This is a genomic window from Micromonospora sp. Llam0, assembly GCF_003751085.1.
GTDB lineage: Bacteria > Actinomycetota > Actinomycetes > Mycobacteriales > Micromonosporaceae > Micromonospora_E.
Map to the genome: position 1 here is coordinate 5,242,690 of NZ_RJJY01000001.1, position 19,996 is coordinate 5,262,685.

The 19,996-nt window shown below is 72.1% G+C and carries 22 protein-coding genes; 12 read left to right on the top strand and 10 right to left on the bottom strand.

What is annotated here, in order from left to right; translation table 11 throughout:
- Positions 1 to 55: 55 nt before the first annotated feature.
- From EDC02_RS22805 to EDC02_RS22825, 5 genes are all read left to right on the top strand, one after another.
- Positions 56 to 916, top strand: coding sequence for a hypothetical protein (locus EDC02_RS22805; protein WP_199757735.1), 861 nt, complete (start codon positions 56 to 58; stop codon positions 914 to 916).
- The gene (locus tag EDC02_RS22810) at positions 913 to 1,626 is read left to right on the top strand and encodes a DUF4129 domain-containing protein (RefSeq protein ID WP_233606233.1); all 714 of its coding nucleotides are present in this window, start codon (positions 913 to 915) and stop codon (positions 1,624 to 1,626) included. Before EDC02_RS22805 ends, EDC02_RS22810 begins: the two co-directional genes overlap by 4 nt.
- The gene (locus EDC02_RS22815) at positions 1,623 to 3,035 is read left to right on the top strand and encodes a DUF4350 domain-containing protein (RefSeq protein WP_123603720.1); all 1,413 of its coding nucleotides are present in this window, start codon (positions 1,623 to 1,625) and stop codon (positions 3,033 to 3,035) included. Before EDC02_RS22810 ends, EDC02_RS22815 begins: the two co-directional genes overlap by 4 nt.
- A 167-nt stretch (positions 3,036 to 3,202) precedes the next feature.
- Positions 3,203 to 4,123 (top strand): MoxR family ATPase, encoded by a 921-nt coding sequence (locus EDC02_RS22820; RefSeq protein ID WP_123605059.1) that lies wholly within the window; start codon positions 3,203 to 3,205, stop codon positions 4,121 to 4,123.
- Positions 4,124 to 4,187: 64 nt separating this feature from the next.
- Positions 4,188 to 5,558, top strand: a complete 1,371-nt coding sequence (locus tag EDC02_RS22825; protein ID WP_123605060.1) for a DUF58 domain-containing protein — start codon at positions 4,188 to 4,190, stop codon at positions 5,556 to 5,558.
- Here EDC02_RS22825 and EDC02_RS22830 read toward each other — a convergent pair.
- Positions 5,531 to 6,550: a stage II sporulation protein M gene (locus EDC02_RS22830; protein WP_233606234.1), complete on the bottom strand. Its 1,020-nt coding sequence runs from the start codon at positions 6,548 to 6,550 to the stop codon at positions 5,531 to 5,533. The two genes, EDC02_RS22825 and EDC02_RS22830, sit on opposite strands and share 28 nt — an antisense overlap.
- A 22-nt stretch (positions 6,551 to 6,572) precedes the next feature.
- Here EDC02_RS22830 and EDC02_RS22835 point away from each other — a divergent pair, with 22 nt between their 5' ends.
- Positions 6,573 to 7,658, top strand: coding sequence for an RDD family protein (locus tag EDC02_RS22835; RefSeq protein WP_123605062.1), 1,086 nt, complete (start codon positions 6,573 to 6,575; stop codon positions 7,656 to 7,658).
- Positions 7,659 to 7,697: 39 nt separating this feature from the next.
- Positions 7,698 to 7,850, top strand: coding sequence for a hypothetical protein (locus tag EDC02_RS40950; RefSeq protein WP_199757736.1), 153 nt, complete (start codon positions 7,698 to 7,700; stop codon positions 7,848 to 7,850).
- Positions 7,851 to 8,058: 208 nt separating this feature from the next.
- Here the strand turns inward: EDC02_RS40950 and manA are convergent, their stop codons facing one another.
- The 7 genes from manA to EDC02_RS22875 form a co-directional block, all read right to left on the bottom strand.
- Entirely contained in the window at positions 8,059 to 9,249 is a 1,191-nt protein-coding gene (gene manA / locus EDC02_RS22845; RefSeq protein WP_123603722.1) for a mannose-6-phosphate isomerase, class I, read from the bottom strand.
- A gap of 10 nt (positions 9,250 to 9,259) precedes the next feature.
- On the bottom strand, positions 9,260 to 10,474 hold the full coding sequence (locus EDC02_RS22850) for an SIS domain-containing protein (RefSeq protein WP_123603723.1): 1,215 nt from the start codon (positions 10,472 to 10,474) through the stop codon (positions 9,260 to 9,262).
- A complete protein-coding gene (locus EDC02_RS22855) occupies positions 10,474 to 10,656 on the bottom strand; it encodes a Trm112 family protein (RefSeq protein WP_123603724.1) in 183 nt (60 codons plus the stop codon). Before EDC02_RS22855 ends, EDC02_RS22850 begins: the two co-directional genes overlap by 1 nt.
- A 65-nt stretch (positions 10,657 to 10,721) precedes the next feature.
- The gene (locus EDC02_RS22860) at positions 10,722 to 12,098 is read right to left on the bottom strand and encodes a phosphomannomutase/phosphoglucomutase (protein ID WP_123603725.1); all 1,377 of its coding nucleotides are present in this window, start codon (positions 12,096 to 12,098) and stop codon (positions 10,722 to 10,724) included.
- 148 nt (positions 12,099 to 12,246) lie between these two features.
- Complete coding sequence (locus tag EDC02_RS22865) at positions 12,247 to 13,101, bottom strand: hypothetical protein (RefSeq protein WP_123603726.1); 855 nt, start codon at positions 13,099 to 13,101, stop codon at positions 12,247 to 12,249.
- Positions 13,102 to 13,173: 72 nt separating this feature from the next.
- Positions 13,174 to 13,386: a DUF397 domain-containing protein gene (locus EDC02_RS22870; RefSeq protein WP_123603727.1), complete on the bottom strand. Its 213-nt coding sequence runs from the start codon at positions 13,384 to 13,386 to the stop codon at positions 13,174 to 13,176.
- Positions 13,387 to 13,410: 24 nt separating this feature from the next.
- Positions 13,411 to 14,271, bottom strand: a complete 861-nt coding sequence (locus EDC02_RS22875; RefSeq protein ID WP_158632274.1) for a helix-turn-helix transcriptional regulator — start codon at positions 14,269 to 14,271, stop codon at positions 13,411 to 13,413.
- Between the two features lie 123 nt (positions 14,272 to 14,394).
- On the opposite strand from EDC02_RS22875, the gene EDC02_RS22880 reads away from it, so the two are divergent.
- Positions 14,395 to 14,646 (top strand): hypothetical protein, encoded by a 252-nt coding sequence (locus tag EDC02_RS22880; RefSeq protein ID WP_123603729.1) that lies wholly within the window; start codon positions 14,395 to 14,397, stop codon positions 14,644 to 14,646.
- A gap of 16 nt (positions 14,647 to 14,662) precedes the next feature.
- Here the strand turns inward: EDC02_RS22880 and EDC02_RS22885 are convergent, their stop codons facing one another.
- A complete protein-coding gene (locus tag EDC02_RS22885) occupies positions 14,663 to 16,168 on the bottom strand; it encodes an aldehyde dehydrogenase family protein (RefSeq protein ID WP_123603730.1) in 1,506 nt (501 codons plus the stop codon).
- 77 nt (positions 16,169 to 16,245) lie between these two features.
- Here EDC02_RS22885 and EDC02_RS22890 point away from each other — a divergent pair, with 77 nt between their 5' ends.
- The 3 genes from EDC02_RS22890 to EDC02_RS22900 all read left to right on the top strand — a co-directional run bounded on the left by EDC02_RS22890 (position 16,246) and on the right by EDC02_RS22900 (position 17,900).
- Complete coding sequence (locus EDC02_RS22890; RefSeq protein ID WP_233606235.1) at positions 16,246 to 16,641, top strand: helix-turn-helix transcriptional regulator; 396 nt, start codon at positions 16,246 to 16,248, stop codon at positions 16,639 to 16,641.
- Positions 16,610 to 17,101 (top strand): SRPBCC domain-containing protein, encoded by a 492-nt coding sequence (locus tag EDC02_RS22895; RefSeq protein WP_123603731.1) that lies wholly within the window; start codon positions 16,610 to 16,612, stop codon positions 17,099 to 17,101. Before EDC02_RS22890 ends, EDC02_RS22895 begins: the two co-directional genes overlap by 32 nt.
- A 151-nt stretch (positions 17,102 to 17,252) precedes the next feature.
- Complete coding sequence (locus EDC02_RS22900; RefSeq protein WP_123603732.1) at positions 17,253 to 17,900, top strand: helix-turn-helix transcriptional regulator; 648 nt, start codon at positions 17,253 to 17,255, stop codon at positions 17,898 to 17,900.
- Positions 17,901 to 18,041: 141 nt separating this feature from the next.
- On the opposite strand, the gene EDC02_RS22905 is transcribed toward EDC02_RS22900, so the two are convergent.
- The gene (locus EDC02_RS22905; protein ID WP_199757464.1) at positions 18,042 to 19,430 is read right to left on the bottom strand and encodes an IS1380 family transposase; all 1,389 of its coding nucleotides are present in this window, start codon (positions 19,428 to 19,430) and stop codon (positions 18,042 to 18,044) included.
- Between the two features lie 278 nt (positions 19,431 to 19,708).
- Between EDC02_RS22905 and EDC02_RS22910 the strand changes: the two genes are divergently transcribed.
- The gene (locus tag EDC02_RS22910; RefSeq protein WP_123603733.1) at positions 19,709 to 19,897 is read left to right on the top strand and encodes a DUF397 domain-containing protein; all 189 of its coding nucleotides are present in this window, start codon (positions 19,709 to 19,711) and stop codon (positions 19,895 to 19,897) included.
- Positions 19,898 to 19,996: the final 99 nt, after the last annotated feature.

A 19,996-nucleotide genomic window follows, 5' to 3' on the forward strand; every position in this document is an offset into this window, starting at 1 on the left:
ATGGTAGGCCAGCGTCCCGTCCGAACCATCGACCACCTCGTCATCAGGAGTCCGCGTGGATCACGCCGACCCGCCCGACGTGCTGCCGCTGCGCCCGCTCACCACGGGCGAACTGTTGGACGCAGCCGTGGGTCTGCTCCGCGGCCACGCGCCCGTCCTGTTGACCGTCGGCGTCGTACTCGCTCTCGGTGAGCAACTGCTGCTGCTCCCGTTGCGCGAGGCGGCCGGAGCCACCGCCCCGGCGTACCTGCCGAGCTGGAACCGGCTCGGCGTCTACTGGCTGCTGCTCGCCGCCGGGGCGGCCCTCGAGGTGACGGTGATCGCCCTGCTCAGCGGCCTCACCTCGCGGGCGGCCGGGGCGGCGCTGGGCGGGCGGCGCCGCACCGGGGCGCGGCTGCTGGACCCGCGCGGCGGCCGGTTCGCCGCAGTCCTGCTGGTCGCCTGGGCGGCCGGCACCATCATGTTCACCGCCGCGCTCGCCGGGCCGGTCTGGTTCATCGGGTACGCGGTCCTCGGGCTGGCGGTCCCAGCCGTGGTGCTGGACCGGGTGCCGGTCTGGCAGTCGCTGGCCCGGTCCGCCGCGCTCGCCACCCGCGCCGGGCTGCGCGCCGGACTGATCCGCGTCCTGGGCTACCTGATCTGGTTCGCCATCCGCGCCGGCCTGGCGATCGGCGCGCTGAACCTGGTGGACCGGGACGCGCCGTGGCTCGCCGTCGCCACCGTCGCCGGCTGGACACTTCTCAACGCGGTCGGCTACCCGGCACTCGCCTGTCTGGACGCCGTCCTGCACGTGGAGACGCGGATGCGTACCGAAGGACTGGACATCCGCCTGCGGCGGGCGTCGACCCCGACGGCCGCCTCCCGGGCCGCCGCGTCGGTGGCACCGAACGCCGGATCTCTGGTGGCCGGCAGGTGATCGCGACCGTGAGCCGCTGGTGGACCGAGTTCGTCGCCGCCGTCGGCGACGTCGTCCCGCTGCCCCTTGCCACGGTGCTGCTGGTGGCCGGTGCCACGCTGGCCGCCCTCGGCTGGTTCCACTGGCCCCGCTGGTGGCCACGGCGCCGGCCCGGTCCATGGGGCTGGCTGCGCCGGCCGGGCCGCTGGCGGCCGGCACCGTCCGGCCTGCCCCGCTGGCTGGCCGCGTTCGATCCACGCCGCTGGCTGGCCGCACTCCGCCCCCGCCGCTGGCTGGCCGCGTTCGACCCACGCCGCTGGCGACGCCGGCCGGCGGCCACCGCCGGCGGTCCCGGTGGTTCGCCGGTGCCGCCGCCCCGGTCGACCGACGTTCCGGCCGCACTCGCCGACCGGTACGCCGACCAGGGCCGGTACGCCGAGGCGGTCCGGGAACGGCTGCGCGCGATGGTCGTGGAGATCACCGACCACGGGGTGCTCACCGACCGCCCCAGCTGGACCGTCACCGAACTCGCCGACGTGGCCGGGCGGGCCGAGCCGGCCGCCCACCCCGTGCTGACCGAGGCGAGCGGCATCTTCAGCGACGTGTGGTACGGCGAGCACCCCGCGCTGGCCGGCCACGACCGGCGGATGCGCGAACTCGCCGGCCAGCTTCGTCACGTGCTCGACCAGGACCGTCGGCCCGCCGACCAGCGACCGGGCCGGCGACGGTGACCCGGCCCGGTGCCCGCCGCCAAGGGCTGCCACGGCGGCGGTTGCGGTGGCTGCGGATCGCGATCCCGTTCACGGTGGTCGGCGTGCTGATCGTCGGCACCGCCGTGGCGTACCAGCTGACCCACCCGGACCCGACCCGGCCCGGCTTCCTCTCTCCGACCAACCGCGGCCCGGACGGCGGCAGCGACCTGGCCGCCGCGTTGCGCGGCGCGGGTGTCGCCGTCCACTCCGCCGACGGGACCGTAGAGGCGATCCGCGCCGCGCTGACCGGGCCCACCACGCTGTTCGTTCCCGCACCCACCCTGGTGCATCCGGACTACCTGCGGGCGCTCGGCCGGATGCCGGCCGGGACCCGGGTGCTGCTGGTCGATCCGCCGGCCCGGCTGCTACGCGGCGAGCCACTGCCGGTCGAGCGTGGCACCCGGCGCTGGGCGGCCCGGGTCGACGATCCGGGCCACGACGGCCGGCCGTGCGCACTGCCCGAGGTGGCCGGCACCGGACCGGCGGCGGCCGTACGGCAGCGTTACACCGCCCCACCTGGGATCGACCCGGACCGGTTCGACCTGTGCTTCGACGCCGGCCTGGCCCGGCTCGACTGGGGGCAGGCCGAGCTGGTGGTGGTCGGGGCGAGCGACCCGTTCCGCAACGACCGGTTCGACGAGCACCGCAACGCGCGGTTCGCCGCCGAGCTGCTCGGCACCCGTGCGCGGGTGGTCTGGCTCGACCTTGCCCGCCCGGACACCCCGCCAGAGCCCGGCGAGCCGGTGCAGCAGCCCTCGATCCACCTCGGCGAGGACGACCCCGGCGCCGGCCCGCAGGTCAGCGTCCAGCCGACCGGGCAACCGCAGGGACCCGTGGCCAGTGACGTCCGGCCCTCGCGGGACACCCTGCTGGATGCCTTCCCGCCGTGGTTCTGGGCGTTGCTCGCCCAACTGGCCGTCGCCGCCCTGGTGCTGCTGCTGTGGCGGGCCCGCCGGTTCGGTCCGCCGGTGACCGAGGCGCTGCCGGTGACGGTCCCGGTCGCCGAGACGATGCTGGGCCGGGGCCAGCTCTACCGGCGGTCCCGGGAACGGGCCCCAACCGCAGGTATCCTGCGTACCGCCGCACTGGCCCGGCTCGTCCCGATGCTGACTCTGCCGGATCAACCCCAACCGGCGGACGTCGTGGCGGCGGTTGCCGCCCGGACCGGGGCGTCCGCCGAGCAGATCGACGCGTTGCTGTACGGGCCGCCGCCCACCACCGACGGCGACCTGCTGCACCTGGCCCGGCGGCTGGCCGCCCTGCCCGCCGAGGTCGCCGGTTCGGCCAACCGCGTCGAACCGTCCGACGGGCCGGACCGGACCCCGCCCGACGGGCCGGTGGCTCCGGCGCCCCGGTCCCCATCCGCGATCGAAGGAGAACCCTGGTGACCCGACCCAGCGTGACCGGTCCGGCGGACGCCGTACCCGCCGAACGGCACAGCGGCCCCGCCGCCGGCCAGCACAGCAGCGGCGTCGCCGGCCAGCACAGCGGCGGCGGCGCCGGCCTCGGCACCGACCTCGCCAGCCACGACGCGGCCCGCGACGCGCTACGCCGGCTGCGCGCCGAGGTCGCCAAGGCCGTGGTCGGGCAGGACGCCGTGGTCACCGGTCTGGTCATCGCGCTGCTCTGCCGTGGGCACGTGCTGCTGGAAGGCGTGCCCGGCGTCGCCAAGACGCTGCTGGTACGCGCGTTCGCGGCAGCGCTGGATCTGGACGCCAAGCGGGTGCAGTTCACTCCGGACCTGATGCCGGGCGACGTCACCGGGTCACTGATCTTCGATCCACGAAGCGCTGCGTTCACCTTCCGGGAAGGCCCGGTCTTCACCAACCTGCTGCTCGCCGACGAGATCAACCGGACACCGCCGAAGACGCAGTCGGCCCTGCTCGAGGTGATGGAGGAGCATCAGGTCTCGGTGGAAGGGGTCCGCCGGCCGCTGCCGGCACCGTTCATCGTGGCCGCCACCCAGAACCCGATCGAGTACGAGGGCACCTACCCGTTACCGGAGGCACAACTCGACCGGTTCCTGCTCAAGTTGTCCGTACCGCTGCCCAGCCGGAACGAGGAACTGGGCGTGCTGCGGGCCCACCACGCCGGATTCGATCCGGCGGACCTGGCCGCCGCCGGGGTGCGCCCGGTCGCCGGGGCAGCCGACCTGGCCGCGGCCCGTCGGGCCATCGGGCAGGTACGGGTCAGTGAAGAGGTGTTCGGCTACATCGTGGACCTGTGCCGGGCCACCCGGACGGCTCCCGCGCTGGCGCTCGGTGCCTCACCGCGGGGCACCACCGCGCTGCTCAACACCGCCAAGGCGTGGGGGTGGCTGGCCGGCCGCGACTACGTCACACCGGACGACGTGAAGGCGGTCACCCGGGCCACCCTGCGGCACCGGATCCGGCTGCGGCCAGAGGCGGAGCTGGAGGGGGTCACCGAGGACGCCGTACTCGAATCGGTGCTCGGCACCGTCCCGACGCCACGGTGACCGGGCCTGACGCCACCATGACCAGGTCGGTGGCGCCGCCGGCCGGGGCCGGGCGGCCGCCGTGCTGACCTGGCGGGCGGCGATGCTGCTCGGGATCGGCGCGGTGACCCTGCCGTGGTGGCCGCGGCCATGGGTGGGTCTGGTGGTCGGCACCGGATCGGTGGTCCTGCTCGCGCTGATCGACCTGGCGTGGGCCGCCCCGCTGAGCGCACTGGAGCTGCGCCGCGACGGCGACCGGACCAGCTGGTTCGGCACTGCGGCGACGGTGACGTTGCGGCTGCGCAACGGCTCCCGACGACGGCTGCGGGCCGAGGTCCGCGACGCCTGGACCCCGTCGGCCGGCGCCGCCCCCGCCGAAAGCGCTGGCGCCGATTCCGCCGTTCGCGCCGCCGCTCACCCTGCCGGCGCCGTCGGCTGTGGACCGATCTGGCGGGTACGGCTGGCACCGGGAGCCACCGCCGCGCTGCCCGCCGTACTCAACCCGACCCGCCGCGGCGACCGACGCGCCGTCGAGGTGACCGTCCGGTCCACCGGCCCACTCGGGCTGGCGTTCCGGCAGCGCCGCCGACGCCCGCCCACCCCGCAGTGGACGCTGCGGGTGCTGCCCCGCTTCGACTCCCGGCGGCTGTTGCCGGAGAAGCTGGCTCGGCTGCGGGTGATCGACGGCATGCGGGCGACCCGGGGACGGGGGCAGGGCACCGAGTTCGACAACCTGCGCGAGTACGTGGTCGGCGACGACGTACGGTCGATCGACTGGCGGGCCAGCGCCCGGCGCTCCGACGTACTGGTCCGGACCTGGCGCCCGGAACGGGACCGGCGGGTGGTGTTCGTGCTGGACACCGGGCGCACGTCGGCGGTCCGCGTCGCAGACCAGCCCCGGCTGGACGTGGCGATCGACGCCGCGCTGCTGCTGGCCACGCTGGCGCACCGGGCCGGTGACCGGTTCGACCTGCTGGCGGTGGACACGAGGGTCCGAACGCGGATCTTCGGTGCGAACCGGCAGAGGCTGCTGCTGCGGTTGATCGCCGAACTGGCGGCGCTGCAACCGGCGCTGGTGGAGACGGACCACGAACTGATGGTCGGTGAGGTGCTCCGCCGGGAGAGTCGCCGGTCCCTGGTGGTGCTCTGCACCGCGCTGGAACCGGCTGCGCTCGGCGACGGACTGCTGCCGGTGCTGCCCCGGCTCGTCGCCCGGCACCAGGTGGTGGTCGCCGCGATCGGGGATCCGGCGGTGCCGGCCGTCGCCAACGGGCCGGTGCGCGACGTCGCCGACGCGCACCTGGCCGCCGCCGCGGCACGGACCAGGGCCGAGCGGGACCGGGTCGGTGGCGCGCTGCGTCGGCATGGCGTCCCGGTGCTGGACGCGGCCGCGCCGAGCTTCGCCGGCCGGCTCGCCGACCTCTACCTTCAGCTGAAACTGCTCGGCCGGCTCTGAACCCGGCCGCCGTCGACGGTACGAGTCAGGGCCGGGTCGGCGGGCTGCCGGGAGCCGAGGATGAGTACGTAGCCGAGGAAAGCGAGCCAGGCGGCGACCCCGATGGCGACCCGCAGCCAGGTCGGCAGCGGCGCCGGGGTGACGAAGGCCTCGATCAGCCCGGCCACCGCGAACAGCAGCACCAGCCCGAGCGCCACCAGTACGCCGGAGAGCCCGGCCTCGGCGACCGCCCGGCCCCGGGTCAGGTGTGCCGGCGGCGCGATCCACGCCCCGCCGATCCGCAGCCCCACGCCGGCAGCGATGAAGACGCCGGTCAGCTCCAGCAGACCGTGCGGCGTGACCAGTCCAAAGAAGACGTCCGCCCGGTCGTACGAGATCATCACCCCACCGGTGACCCCGAGGTTCAGCGCGTTCACCCAGAGCAGGTAGAGCACCGGGACCACTAGTACCCCGGCGGCCAGGCACTGCGCGGCGAGCCAGGCGTTGTGGGCCCACAGCTGGGCGGCGAAGTTCGGTGCCGCGTACCGGGTGTAGTAGCCGGCGAAGCTCGACTCGGCGAGCTCAGCGGCGGCCTGGTCACCGATCAGCAGCCGGGCGCTGTCCGGGTTGCCGGCCACCCACCACATCAGGAAGCCGGTGAGCGTACAGAACGCGACGGCCACCGCCGCCCACCAGGGCACCGCCTGGAACACCGCCCGGGGGAACCCTACGCTGAAGAACCGGCCGACCCGGGCCCAGGAGAATCCCCGGCCCCGGGTGAGCCGAGCGCGGGCCGCCAGCACCAGCCGGGACAGCCGGGCGACCAGCGCCGGGTCCGGCGAGCGGCTGCGGACCGCCGACAGGTGGGTGGCGGTCCGTTGGTAGAGCGCGACCAGCTCGTCCACCTCGGCGACGGTGAGTCGCCGGGCACGCACGAGCTGTTCCAGTCGTCGCCACTGGGGCTCGTGCTCCGCCACGTACGCGTCGAGGTCCACGGTCACCTCCCGTCCCATAGTGTTCACTGGCAGGGTGGCCATGCAGACAACCGGGGGCGGCAGGCTGGTCAGCGGCGAGGCTGTCGAGGTGGAGGTACGGCTGGCCCGGCTCGGCTCACGGCTACTGGCCCTGCTCGTCGACCTCGTCGTGCAGGCGTTGATCGCGGTGGTGCTGGCGGTCCTGGTCGGGCTGCTGCTCGCGTCGATGCGCGCGTCCATCGAGGTGGACCAGGCGCTCGGGCAGGCCCTGCTCACGGTCGGCGCCGTTTTGGTGCTGGTCGGATACCCGGTACTGAGCGAGACGTTGAACGCCGGCCGTACCGTCGGCAAGCTGGCGGTCGGCATCCGGGTGCTACGCGACGACGGCAGCCCGCCACGTTTCCGGCACTCGCTGACCCGCGCCCTGGTCGGCGTGGCGGCGGAGTGGCCCGGTCTGCTGCTGCCGCCGCTCACCTGGCTGGCCAGCCTGGTGACGATGGTGACCAACCGGGACGGCAAACGCCTCGGGGACCTGGCCGCCGGCACGGTCGTGGTGCACGATCGCGCCCCGGCGGCCTGGGGATGGGTGCCGGACATGCCGCCGGTGCTCGCCGGTTGGGCCCGTACCCTCGACCTGCGCCGCCTCGACGACGACCTCGCGCAGGATGTACGGCATCTGCTCGCCCGGGGGCACGGGTTCGCCGAACCGGCCCGCTCGGACCTGGTCCGGTTGGTGACCGAGCAGGTCGCGGCGGTGGTCACTCCCCCGCCGCCGGCCGGTGTCCCGGACTGGGCCTACCTGGCGGCGGTTCTCGCCGAACGCCGTCGCCGGTCGGCGCAGCGGCTGGCCCGGACCAGGGCGGTGACCGCCACGCTCTGGCCGGAACTCGCCGCGGTGAGTCCGGCGCGGACCAGCGCCCCGCGTCCGGCGGTGCCGGTCCGGGCCGCTGCGCCCGAGTCGGTCGCGCCGGCGCAGCGGGACGGGCCGGACTGGCCGCGCGGCAGCTGGCCGCGGCCGCCCTGGCTGGGCCCGACGTCGGAGCAGCCGGACTGGACCGGGGTACGCCGTCCACCGGTCGCCAGCACGCTGCGCACCGACGACGCATCATCCGACCGGGATCGGCCGGCTGGATCCGCACTGTCGTGAACCGGCTTGCGGCTGGCCAGGTGTGGCAGCATCGGTGCGGTGAAGGCATTCCTCCCGTGGTTGGTCGTCCTTGCCCTGGTGATCCTGCTGAACGCGGTCGGGTTGCGTCCCTTGGCCACCGCGCTGGCGCTCGGCTGGCTGGCGTACTGCATCTGGACCTGGGTGCGACCGGGCAGCCGATCAAAGGATTGACCCCGCCGACACGCCACGAGTCGGTAATTTCCGGATTAGCTTGACAGTCTGACTACTCACTGCAAATCTATGACTACGTCGCGTCACGACGATCGTCACGCTGACGCGCGGGGGAACCAAACCGGGGGGATGCGCGGGGCGGCTGTCGGTGAGCGGAGCGGACGCTCACCCGGCCGCCCCGCGTGCTTGTCCGCGACCAGCTAGCCGGCTAGTCGATCGACGGATCGACCGAGGCGACGAACGCCGTACCAGTGCCGGAGACCACCAGCGGCGTCCCACCCGCCGGCCCCACCGCCGCCTGCCCGGACGGGATCGGAACCGCCGCCACACCATCGTCGACGGTGACCTCACCGGCAACGCAGAGCACCACCCGGGGGCCGTCGACCGGCACCGACGCCTGCCGCACCCCGGCGTCGAGCACAACCCGGTGCAGCGCGAACTCGGCGACCGGCACCGGCCAGGTGACCACCCCGGAAGCGACCGGCCGGGCACGTACCACCGGGTCGTCGAGCACCTCGAAGCGCAACACCCGCAGCAGCTCCGCGACGTCGACATGCTTGGGGGTCAACCCACCGCGCAGCACGTTGTCGCTGGCCGCCATGATCTCCACCCCGGCACCCCGCAGGTATGCGTGCAGGTTGCCGGCCGGCATCCAGATCGCCTCCCCCGGAGCCAGGGTGACCTGGTTGAGCAGCAGCGCCACCAGCACCCCGGGGTCGACCGGATAGTGCCCGGCCAGCCGGCGCAGCAGCGCCGCGTCGGCGGCGTACCGCGTCGGTAACCGGTCGGCCCCGGCCACCGCCGCCGCGACCAGAGCCGGCCGTTGCGGCACCGGCCACCGCAGCAACCGCTCCAACGCCTCCGGCAGCCCGCCCGGTCCGACCCGCAACGCCTTGGTCACCGGCTCCAGCTCGTCGACACCCAACGCCGCCAGCACCTCGGCGGAGAGCTGCGGCGCCCGGAAGCCACAGAGCGCGTCGAACTCGCTGAGCGCCACCAGCAGCTCCGGCTTGTGGTGCGGGTCGACATAGTTGCGCACCGCCGAGGTGGACGGCTGCTTCGACTGCGCGGCGTACCCGGCGCGGGCCTGCGCCGCGTCCGGATGCGCCTGCAACGACAGCGGCGTCTCGGCGGCCAGCACCTTCATCAGGTACGGCAGCCGCCCGTCGAACCGGGTCGCGGTCGTCTCACCCAGCCAGCCCACCGGATCCTGGTCGATCAGCTCCGGCAGCCCGACCAGCGCCCCGCCCCGTCGCACCTGGGACGGCGCGCCGGGGTGGGCACCCAGCCAGAGCTCCGCCTCCGGCCCGGGTGCCGGAGCCGGGCGCCCCTGCAGCTGCGCGATGACGGTCCGCGACCCCCATGCGTAGTCCCGGATCCGGCCGGTCAACAGTTCCACGACGCCCGCCTCAGGTGGTGGAGAGTTCCTTCATCTCGCTCACCGCCGGCACCGCCATCGGGTCCAGATGGTGTGCCAGCGCCAGGTAGACGGAGGCGAAGTCGGGGACCGAGATCAGTGAGGCGAGCCGTTCCAGCGCCGAACCGCCCTCCGCGGTGATCACGTCGCACCGCACACCGCGCCGGTCCGCCAGGGTCTGCACCGCCTCGGCCCGGCGCTCCTCGACCACGAATGGTTCGTCGGCGTCGTCCTCCGGGTTCAACCCACCGTCACGCAGCAGCACCAGACGCAACCGGGTCGGCGACTCGGACTTGTCATCGTCGTCGTCCGGGTCGGCGAAAATGTCCCGGGTCGACTCCCCCAGGCCGCCGAAGACCCCGTCGAGCAGCCCAACCCGACCCCGGCCGGCCTCACCGAGCGCCCCGGTGACCACCGGATAGCGGGCGTTCGTCGACAGCGTGTCACCGAACCGACGGGCGGCGACCGACGCCACCGGCGACGAGCCCCAGACGATCGGCACCGAGCCGGCCAGCCCGAGAGCGAGAGCCTTCGCCGGGTTGACGAACGACTCGGCAGCCGGGCGGCACCGCTCGGCGTCGGCGTCCAGCCGGGCCGCCGTCTCCGCCAGATCCGCCTCGTTGACCTTGACCAGCCCCAACGCCCGGGCGGCCAGCAGCACCGGCACGGTCAACGCCCAGAGGCTGGCCCGGGCCGGAGCGCGGCGCGGCACCGGGACGAACGGGGCGCGTACCCCTTCGGCGACCGACTGCAACTGCGAGTCGGGCGGCCCGACGGCGACCAGCCGGGCACCGCGCCGGGCGGCGGCCTGAGCCGCACCCAGCGCCTCCGGGCTGCGCCCCGAAGCGCTGACCGCGATGACCACGTCGGCCGCGCCGACCCAGCCGGGCACCCCGGAGCTGCGGTGCGGGATCACCGGTACGGGACAGCGCGGTCCGGCCACAGTGGCCAGCACGTCACCGGTCCGCCCGGCGGTACCGATACCGGCGATGACCACCGCCCGGGGCCGCCCCTCGTCGCTGAGCATGCCGAGGTTGGCCTCGGCTGCCAGCGCCGCCGACTCGCGCACCTGGGCACCGGCTGACGCGGTGAACCGCAGCATGCCGCCGGGATCGGTCGAGTTGAGCCCGTCCACGTCGTCGAGCAGCGCCTCGTCGGCGACCCGCCGACCCACCACCCCGGACGTGCCGTCGATCGGAACCGCCATCAGCCGGCCTCGCCGGGCCGGCGGGCCTCGTCCAGCAGCAGCACCGGAATCCCGTCCCGTACTTCGAAGATCCGCGAGCACTCCGGACAGGTGAGGGTCGCCGCGTCCGCGTCGTAGGTCAACGGTGTGTGGTGCGTGTCCGGGCAGGCGAGGATCTCCAGCAGCTGCGAATCCAGGGCCATCGGATGGCTCCTTCCACGTGTCTCGCCGGCGAACCCCGTCCCGGGGTGCGCCTCCGGTGAAGATCCTAGCCGCGAACCAGCGCGAGCACCCCGTCGCGCAGCTCGGCCATCCGCTCGGTGGTCGGCGCCTCCACGTTGAGCCGCAGCAACGGCTCGGTGTTCGAGGCACGGATGTTGATCCAGGCACCATCGTCGAAGCGGACGGTCAGCCCGTCCAGCTCGTCGGTGTCGGCGTCGGCGTACGCGGTCCTGATCTCGGCGAGCTTGGCCTGCTGGTCGGTGACCGTCGAGTTGATCTCACCGGAGGCGACGTACCGCTCGAACTCGTGGGCCAGCTCGGACAGCGGCCTGTCCTGCTCACCGAGTGCGGCCAGCATGTGCATCGCGGCCAGCATCCCGGTGTCGGCGAACCAGAAGTCCCGGAAGTAGTAGTGCGCCGAGTGCTCACCGCCGAAGACCGCGTTGGTCCGCGCCATCTCGGCCTTGATGAACGAGTGGCCGACCCGGGAGCGCACCGGCTCGCCGCCGTTCTCCCGGACGATCTCCGGCACCGCGCTAGAGGTGATCAGGTTGTGGATGACCGTCTCACCGGGGTGTTTGGCCAGCTCCCGAGCGGCGACCAGGGCGGTGATCGCCGACGGCGAGACCGGCTCGCCGCGCTCGTCGACGACGAAGCAGCGGTCGGCGTCGCCGTCGAACGCCAACCCCAGGTCGGCGTTGTGTTCCCGGACCGCCTTCTGCAGGTCGACGATGTTCTCCGGGTTGAGCGGGTTCGCCTCGTGGTTCGGGAACGAGCCGTCCAGCTCGAAGTACATCGGCACGATGGTCAGCGGCAGGGCCGGCAGCACCGTGTCACCGAGGACCGCCGGCACGGTGTAGCCGCCCATCCCGTTGCCGGCGTCGACGACCACCTTGAGCGGCCGGATCGCGGACAGGTCGACCAGGGTACGCAGGTGCGCGGCGTAGTCGGCGAGCAGTTCACGCCGCTCGACCTGGTCTCCGCCGGACGGTACCTCGCCGCTGTCGAGCAGGGCCTGGGCCCGGTCCCGGATGTCGGTCAGCCCGGAGTCCTGGCCGATCGGCGCGGCCCCGGCACGGCACATCTTGATGCCGTTGTACTGGGCCGGGTTGTGGCTGGCGGTGAACATCGCACCGGGCAGCTCCAGCGCGCCGGAGGCGTAGTAGAGCAGGTCGGTGGAGGCCAGCCCGGCGTGCAGCACCTCGGCACCGGCGGCGGTGGCCCCGGCGGCGAACGCGTCGGCCAGCGGCGGCGACGACTCACGCATGTCGTGGGCGATGACGATCCGGTCGGCTTTGTCGCCGCGCTCGGCCAGGATCTGCACGAACGCGGTGCCGATGGCCCTGGCCACGGTCTCGTTCAGCTGATCCGGAGTGGTGCCACGGACGTCGTAGGCCTTGACGATTTTGGACAAGTCAGACAAGGTCTCGCTCCTCAGCCGTGCCGATGCCAACACGAGTGAGGGTAACGGAGCAGCGGGCGGCGCCTTCGGCCAAGGCTGACGGTCCATCCTCCGGCAGCACGATGTTCATCCTCCGGCCGGGTACGCCGCTGCCGGGCCGAGCCGCTGGTCAGCGCCGGATCCGGGGCAACAGCATGGTCGCCCCACCGTCCCCAACATCCCCACCAGGACCACCCGTACCGCCGGGAGCCGACCGGGTCGGACGCAACCTGCGGACCAGCAGCACCAGCAGTGCGATGCCGACAGCGACCATGCCGATCCCGGCGGCCATCACCCCGGTGCCGATGCCGGAACCGTCGTCACCGGCCGGCCCGCCGGCGGTGCCGGCCGCAGCCAGCAGGTCCTGGTCCGGCAGTACGGCCGGCGCGTCACTCGGCTCGGCGGCCGCGCTGTCGACCGTCGGTTCCGGGGTCGGTTCCGCGCTCGGCGACGGGGTCGGCGGACCCGGCTGGTAGGTGCCGGCGAGCCGGCCACCGACCCGCTTCGCCCCGGCTTCCCGGCCGAGCAGCACCCCGCCGGCCGTGTACGCCTCACCGACGATGTGCGCGACTCCGGCCGGCGCACCGGCCCGGAACGCCATCCGGTAGCGCACCGAGCGGCTCTTGCCCTTGCACAGTTCGTCCTTTTCCGGCGCGGTGTGCTCGGTCAGCAGCAGCCCGTCGCCGTTGTCCCACAGCGGCACGGTCACCCAGTCGTCGTCGATCCGGGCCTGCACGCCGACCTGGTCGGGAGTGACACCGGGCAGCCGGATCGCCAGCGCGGTACGCACCGCCACGCACCCGTCGGTGCGTTTGGTCACCTTCACGGTCACCCCACCGGCCTTCTCACCGGCCGTGAACTTGCTCGGCAGGCCGATCCGTACCCGTTCGTCCTGGCCGTAGGCGGGGCCTGCGGCGAGCGCCGCTGTGCCGACGGTCAGTGCGAGCACCGTCGCCAGTCGAGCCGCGCCACGCCGTACCGACATCTCCGCCTCGCCTCCCGCGTCGCCGGCACCCGCGCCTCGGACGCCACCGCGCGACAGGCTACCGCGCTTCGGCTACGCGCCCGGACCGCGCAGTACGCCGCCCCGGACATCGGCGACGAACCGCCCGAAGTCCGTCGCGGTAAAGGCGAGCACCGGGCTGGCCGGGTCCTTGGAGTCCCGTACGCCGACGGTCCCGCCGACGACGGCGACCTCGACGCAGCTGCCGTTGCCGCCGCTGTAGCTGCTCTTGCGCCAGCCCGCCCCGGTGAAGTCTGCTGTGGACATGCGGTGCTCCTTGTCAGCGACGCGTCAGGTCAGCCCGTCGGCGACCTCGGCGATGAACGCCCGGGAGTCGTCGCAGCCGAGCGCATCCGCCCGCAGGTCGTCGAAGACAAGGTTATACCGGGCGACGCCGGCCGGCTTCTCCACGTAGAGGTCGCCGGCCTCGTTCTCGACGTAGGCCACGTCGGCGTCGGCGGTCTCTGGGAAGGTCAGCACGGTGAACGGCCCGGTGATGCAGGCTGAGGCACCGCGTGCGAAGGGCAGGACCTGCAGCCGTACGGTCGGCAAAGTGGACAGGTCGACCAGGTGACGCAGCTGTCGGTGCATCAGCTCCGGCCCACCGACCAGCCTGCGCAGCACCGCCTCGTCGAGCACCGCCCACAGTCGCACCGGGTCGGTTTCGCGGCTCAGCACCCGCTGCCGGGCCATCCGTACGCCGACCTTCTCCTCGATGGTCTCGGCGCTGTGGCCGGGCAGGGTCTTGCGGATGACCGTCCGGGCGTACTCCTCGGTCTGCACCAGGCCGGGCAGCACGGACGGCTCGAACCAGCGCAGCTCGGCGGCGTCGTTCTCCAACGCGATCAGCGTGGAGTACTCCCAGGTGAGACGTTCGCTGTACTCCTGCCACCAGCCGGTCTCCTGTGCCTGGCGGGCCAGGGCGACCAGCCGCTGCCGCTCGGGGCCCTCGATGCCGTAGACGTCGAGCAGCTCGTGGACGGTGCCGGGCGAGATCCTGACCCGGGCCGTCTCGATCCGGCTGATCCGGGCGGTCGAGCAGCGCAGCTCGGTGGCGACCTGCTCGGCGAGCAGGCCGGATGTCTCCCGCAGGGCGCGCAACTCGCGACCGAGCTGCCGGCGTCGCACCGTCGGCGGCGATCCGACGACCATCAGGCACCTCCTTGACATTGATGCATGGACGCCAGTCTCGCTTGCCGAAAGCGCGACGTCAGCTACCAGTAGTTCAGATGGTGCAACTCAATGCACTTGCATGACTGGTGACCACAGAACACGATGACATCACCACACGTCACTGCGTACCGAATCGAGGACGACTACGACGAGTTGCCCCACGCGGACGAAGCGGTCGACACAGGCGAAGCGGTCGACGACGTCGTCGGCTGGGCGTTCGCCATGCCGGACGGCAAGGTGCTGATCGCGCACAGCGACGGCAGCCGCGACGGTATGACCTGGTGCAACGACATCGAGTCGGCGAGTCGGTTCTGGGCACCGCTGATCGGTGCCGACCTGCTGGCCGTCGCCTAACCTGCGAGGGGCCAGGTCAGAGGTCGAGTCCGGTGAGGACCATCACCCGGGGATCGGTGTAGTCGTCCATCGCGCTGCGGACCCCTTCGCGGCCGACACCGCTGCCCTTGACCCCGCCGTACGGCATCTGGTCGGCCCGGTACGACGGGACGTCACCAACGATCACCCCGCCGACCTGCAGGACGCGGTGCGCGGTGAACGCGGTCTGCAGGTTGTGGGTGAACACGCCGGCCTGCAGCCCGTACGCCGCTTCGTTGACCGCCGCGAACCCGGCCTCGTCGTTCTCCACCCGGTCCACGACGAGCACCGGGCCGAAGACCTCCTCGGTCAGCACCTTCGCGCCGGCCGGCACCCCGGTCAGCACCGTCGGCGGGTACGTCGCGCCGTCGCGTCGGCCGCCGACCTCGATCGTCGCCCCGGCGGCCACCGCCTCGTCCACCCACGACTCGACGCGCATCGCGGCGTCCTCGCTGATCAGCGGCCCGATGTCGGTGGCGTCGTCGGCCGGGTCACCGGCCCGCAGCGCCTGAACGGCGGCGACGAGCCGGGACAGGAAGCCGTCGTAGAGCCATTCGTGCACGTACACCCGTTGCACCGCGATGCAGCTCTGCCCGGCCTGGTAGTTGGCGAAGGTGGCGATCCGCTGTGCCGCCCGGGTCAGTTCCTCGTCACCGGTCCAGTCCTCGCAGATCACCGCAGCGGCGTTGCCGCCCAGTTCCAGGGTGACGTGCTTGTCCGGCACTGAGCGACGGATCAGCGCGCCGACCGGCCCGGAGCCGGTGAACGACACCACCGGCAGGCGTGGGTCGGCGACCAGGTCGCCGGCCCTGTCGTTCGGCACCGGCAGGACCGAGACCATCCCGGCGGGCAAGCCGGTGGCTGACCCGCTGCCCGGCACGGCGTCCGCTCCGGCCGGCTCGGTTGCCTCGGCGATCAGTTCGCCGAGCAGCAGCGCGGTCAGCGGGGTCGCCGGGGCCGGCTTGACGATGATCGGTGCGCCGACCGCGATCGCCGGGGCGACCTTGTGCGCCACCAGGTTCAGCGGAAAATTGAACGGCGAGATGCCCAGAATCGGGCCGCGCGGCACCCGGCGGACCACCGCGATCCGGCCGGCGGCGGCCGGGTCGGTGTCCAGGCGCTGCAGGTCACCGGAGAACCGCCGGGCCTCCTCCGCTGCCCAGCGGAATGTGGAGACGGCGCGGGCCACCTCGACGCGGGCCCACTTGATCGGTTTGCCGTTCTCGGCGGTGATCAGCCGGGCGATCTCGTCGGCCCGCTGCGCGAGCCGGGCACTGATGTGGTCCAGTGCGCCCGCCCGGCGGTACGCGGGCAGCGCGGCGGCCTGCGGCGCGACCCGGTGCGCGGCGGCGACCGCCTGCTCGATTTGGTCGGGCGTGGCGTAGCTGGTTTGTCCGACGAGCCGACCGTCGTACGGGTGGTGCACGGCCAGTGGCGCGTCACCGTGCGCCGGCTCGCCGGCCAACCAGAACGGCGTACGCGGGGACGGGTCGGGGTGATCCATCCGGCCAGCCTAAAGCCAGTGACCGAGGCACTCGATGGCCTTGACAACGTACAACCGATTGGTTGTATATTGGCGTGGTGATCGAGGAGAGCGCGGACCGGGCGGACGCCATGTTCCACGCGCTCGCCGACCGCACCCGGCGCGACATCCTGCGCCGGGTGCTGGCCGGGGAGCACTCCGTCTCCGCGCTCGCCGCCAAGTACGACATGAGCTTCGCCGCCGTACAGAAACACGTCACCGTGCTGGAGAAGGCCGGTTTACTGACCAAGCGACGCAGTGGTCGCGAGCAGCTGGCCAGCGGCGACGTGCAGGCGGTGCGCTCGGTGGCGGCCATGCTCGCCGAGCTCGAACACATCTGGCGTGGCCGCATCGCACGCATCGACGCGCTGCTCGCAGCCGACCCCGATGGGTCGCAGACGACCCCGACGAAAGGACCGAACAATGCCCGTGACCGACGTCCAGCAGGACCTTGACAACAGGACCCTGACCATCACCGCGGACTTCGCCGCGCCGGTGGAGCGGGTCTGGCAGGTCTACGCCGACCCTCGCCAACTGGAGAAGGTGTGGGGACCGCCGACGTACCCGGCGACCGTGGTCGACCACGACCTCACGCCCGGCGGTCGCGTAACCTATTACATGACCGGCCCGGAGGGCGACAAGCACGCCGGGTACTGGCTGATCACCGCCGTGGACGAGCCGACGAGTTTTTCCTTCGACGACGGCTTCGCGGACATGGACTTCAAGCCACTGTCGGAGATGCCGACCTCTCGAAACACGTACACATTCGCTGAGCACAACGGCGGCACCCGGGCGACCTACGTGGGCAGGTACGAGTCTGCCGAGGCCCTGCAACAGGTGCTGGACATGGGCATGGTGGAGGGCTCCACCTCGGCGATCAACCAGATCGACGAGCTACTCACCCCCGCTCCTTGATCAAAAAGCGCTGCTGCGAGAAGCGCTCCGATTTCAGCATCCACGGCAATTCACCCGGTGGTCTACTTCCACGCTGGACTATCAGTCGGTGTCGTTAGAAGATGAACCTCGTTGAACCCGCTACCACTTCTGGGTATTCGAGGTGATAATCATGAGTGAACTCACGACAGAGCTTCGACGGCTCCGACTGACCCGGCGCATGAACCAGACGCAGCTGGCAAAGGCGCTCCGCGTGTCGAAGTCGCTGATAGCCAGCTTCGAGACCGGTCGACTGGTGCCGAAGGAGGACACCGCGCAGGCGCTCGACGAGGTGCTGAACTCCGGTGACAAGATCCAGCAACTGGCCGAGGAAGCTCGCTCAGACCGCCGACCGTGGCTGCGGTCTTGGGCTGATCATGAACGGCGCGCGGCGTTGCTCCGCTGTTGGGATCTGTCGATCATGCCAGGGCTGCTGCAGCGAGAGCCCTACATGCGTGAGCTGTTCGCATCCGTGCCAGCCAACAAGAGCAAGATCGACGATCTGGTACGGATCCGTCTCGAACGGCAGACGGCGGTGTTCAATCGCGACGAGCCGGTCGAGCTGTCCTGCCTGATCGGTGAAATCGCGCTTCATCAGGGGTCACGCGACGTTCTCAAGGATCAGCTCGGCTACCTGGTCGACGCCAGCCACCAGCCGAACATCCGGATCCGGGTGGTGCCCGACCGTGGCGTGGGTCTCCACCCTGGCCTCGGCGGGCCGCTCTCGCTGGCGACGCTGAGCCTCGATCCACCGACGCGGTTGCCGCTAAATGTTGGTTGAACATTTCTGTATTGGGGTGGTGGGGCGGGCGTGAGGGAGTCGCCGATCACGTGATCGGCTTGCTCCGAGGGTGAGGGTTCGAGGTGGAACGGGGATTGTGGCCTGTGGTCGGGCCGCCTGGTTTCGGCTGGTGGGGTGTGGTCAGCCGGGTGCCGGCTGGACGGCGGTGAACAGGTTGTCGAACGCCGCCTGCCAGGGCCAGTACTCGGGCAGGTGTAGGTGGATGGTGCGGGCCCGGTGGGCGAGGCGGGCCGCGACGGTGATGATCCGGGTCCGGATGGTGGCGGGTCTGGCGGTCGACCAGGTGCCCGCGGCGAGGTGTCCGGCGGCGCGGGTGAGGTTGTGCGTGATCGCGGCGCAGGTCAGCCAGGCGTCGTTGGCGCTGAAGTGTCCGGAGGGCAGGTGGGCGAGGGGCCCGGTGATCAGGTCGGCGTTGACGTGCTCGATGATCGCGTGTTGCCGGTGCTGGGCTTCGGCCTGGACGAGGGTGTACGGGCTGTCGGTGAACACGGCGTGGTACCGGTAGGTCGGCAGGAGTTCGTCCTGGCCGGGGATCTGTTGCGGGTCGTCGCGGCGGACGCGGCGCACGATCAGCCGGGCGGTCGCCTCGTGTCGGGTGCCGGCGAACGCGGTGTACGTGGTTTCGGCGATCTGCGCGTCGGAGATCCACCGGCCGGCGTCTTCGTCCCAGACGGCCTGCGGATAGGTGATGTCGACCCACTGGTCGGCGGCGATGCCGTCGCACGCGGCGCGGATCTTCGGGTCGATGCGGCAGGTGACCGAGAACCGCACGCCACGACGCCGGCAGCCGCTGATCACCGTCTTGGCGTAGAACGCCGAGTCCGCTCGCACCATGATCTCCCCCGAAGCGCCGCATGCCCGGGCGGTCGTGATGGCCTCGGCGATCATGGTGGCGGCGCCCCGGGCCGAGCCGGCGTTACCCGACCGCAGCCTCGTGGCGGCGATCACCGGCGCGGACAGCGGGGTGGACAGCGTCGCGACCAGGGGGTTGTAGCCGCGCAGGTAGACGTTGTAGCCGCCGACCTTGGCGTGGCCGAACCCGATGCCCTGCTTCTGCTTGCCGTACACCCGCCGCAGCATGGAGTCGATGTCCACGAAGCACAGGGTGTCGGCGCCGGTCAGGATCGGTGCCCGGCCGGTCAGACCGATCAGGGTGTCGCGGGCGGCGGCCTGTAACTGCCGTACGTGCCCGTGGGTGAACGTACGCAGGAACGACCCGAGTGTCGACGGCGCGTACACGCCGCCGAACAGCGACCGCATGCCGCCGTGCCGGGCGATGTCGAGGTCGTCGATGCTGTCCGCGCCCGCGAGCATCCCGGCCACGATCGTGGCGACCTTGCCGGCCGGGTTCGCGCCCTTGTCCGTCGGTAGCCTGACCCGGTCTGCGACCGCGTCGTGCAGACCGGCCTGCTCGGCAAGGCGCATCACCGGAACGAGACCGGCACACGACACCAGATTCGGATCGTCGAACGTCGCGCGCACCACCGGCGCGTCCTGGCGTATTCTCACCTGCGAGGTGCCCTCTCGAACCGAGTGATAGAAGCGTCAGAACTCCTATCCTTCCAGTTCAGAGGGCACTTTCTGTAGCCGGGGTCCTGCCGGTCAAACCTTCATCGGTGGATCGAGGCTGAGTGACGGCAGCCGGATCGCGTACCTGGACGACCAGCTACGCGGCAGGATGGCGACCACAACCGCCGACGTCATCGAACTGGAATGGGCGTGGGAGGCGATCAACGATCTCTCGTTATCGACTACCCAGAGCCGAGACCTGATTCTAAGGTTGATTGATGAACACAACTAACCCTTCATGGCGCAAATCCACCAAATCGGGTGGCGTGAGCAACTGTGTCGAGGTGGCCGACAACCTGCCCGGCCGGGTCCTGGTCCGGGACACCAAGGACCGCGACGGCGGCACGCTGACCTTCGACGCCTCCGCTTGGCACTCCTTCGTCGCGTTGGCCAGGCACCACCACTGACCCAGCCACCCACCCCGCCGGACACCGTCGAAGCGCCGGCCCTGCCAGCCAGGGCCGGCGCTTCATCTCGGTCAAGCCGGCCCGGTCCCCCCCGGCGGG

Coding starts and splice junctions, on each gene's coding strand:
- EDC02_RS22895 (WP_123603731.1), top strand. CDS start 16,610: ATGCCCGTGACCGACGTCCAGCAGGACCTTGACAACAGGACCCTGACC.
- EDC02_RS22850 (WP_123603723.1), bottom strand. CDS start 10,474: ATGGCGGTTCCGATCGACGGCACGTCCGGGGTGGTGGGTCGGCGGGTC.
- EDC02_RS22855 (WP_123603724.1), bottom strand. CDS start 10,656: ATGGCCCTGGATTCGCAGCTGCTGGAGATCCTCGCCTGCCCGGACACG.
- EDC02_RS22875 (WP_158632274.1), bottom strand. CDS start 14,271: ATGGTCGTCGGATCGCCGCCGACGGTGCGACGCCGGCAGCTCGGTCGC.
- EDC02_RS22885 (WP_123603730.1), bottom strand. CDS start 16,168: ATGGATCACCCCGACCCGTCCCCGCGTACGCCGTTCTGGTTGGCCGGC.
- EDC02_RS22830 (WP_233606234.1), bottom strand. CDS start 6,550: ATGGGACGGGAGGTGACCGTGGACCTCGACGCGTACGTGGCGGAGCAC.
- EDC02_RS22835 (WP_123605062.1), top strand. CDS start 6,573: ATGCAGACAACCGGGGGCGGCAGGCTGGTCAGCGGCGAGGCTGTCGAG.
- EDC02_RS22870 (WP_123603727.1), bottom strand. CDS start 13,386: ATGTCCACAGCAGACTTCACCGGGGCGGGCTGGCGCAAGAGCAGCTAC.
- EDC02_RS22865 (WP_123603726.1), bottom strand. CDS start 13,101: ATGTCGGTACGGCGTGGCGCGGCTCGACTGGCGACGGTGCTCGCACTG.
- EDC02_RS22880 (WP_123603729.1), top strand. CDS start 14,395: ATGACATCACCACACGTCACTGCGTACCGAATCGAGGACGACTACGAC.
- EDC02_RS22900 (WP_123603732.1), top strand. CDS start 17,253: ATGAGTGAACTCACGACAGAGCTTCGACGGCTCCGACTGACCCGGCGC.
- EDC02_RS22910 (WP_123603733.1), top strand. CDS start 19,709: ATGAACACAACTAACCCTTCATGGCGCAAATCCACCAAATCGGGTGGC.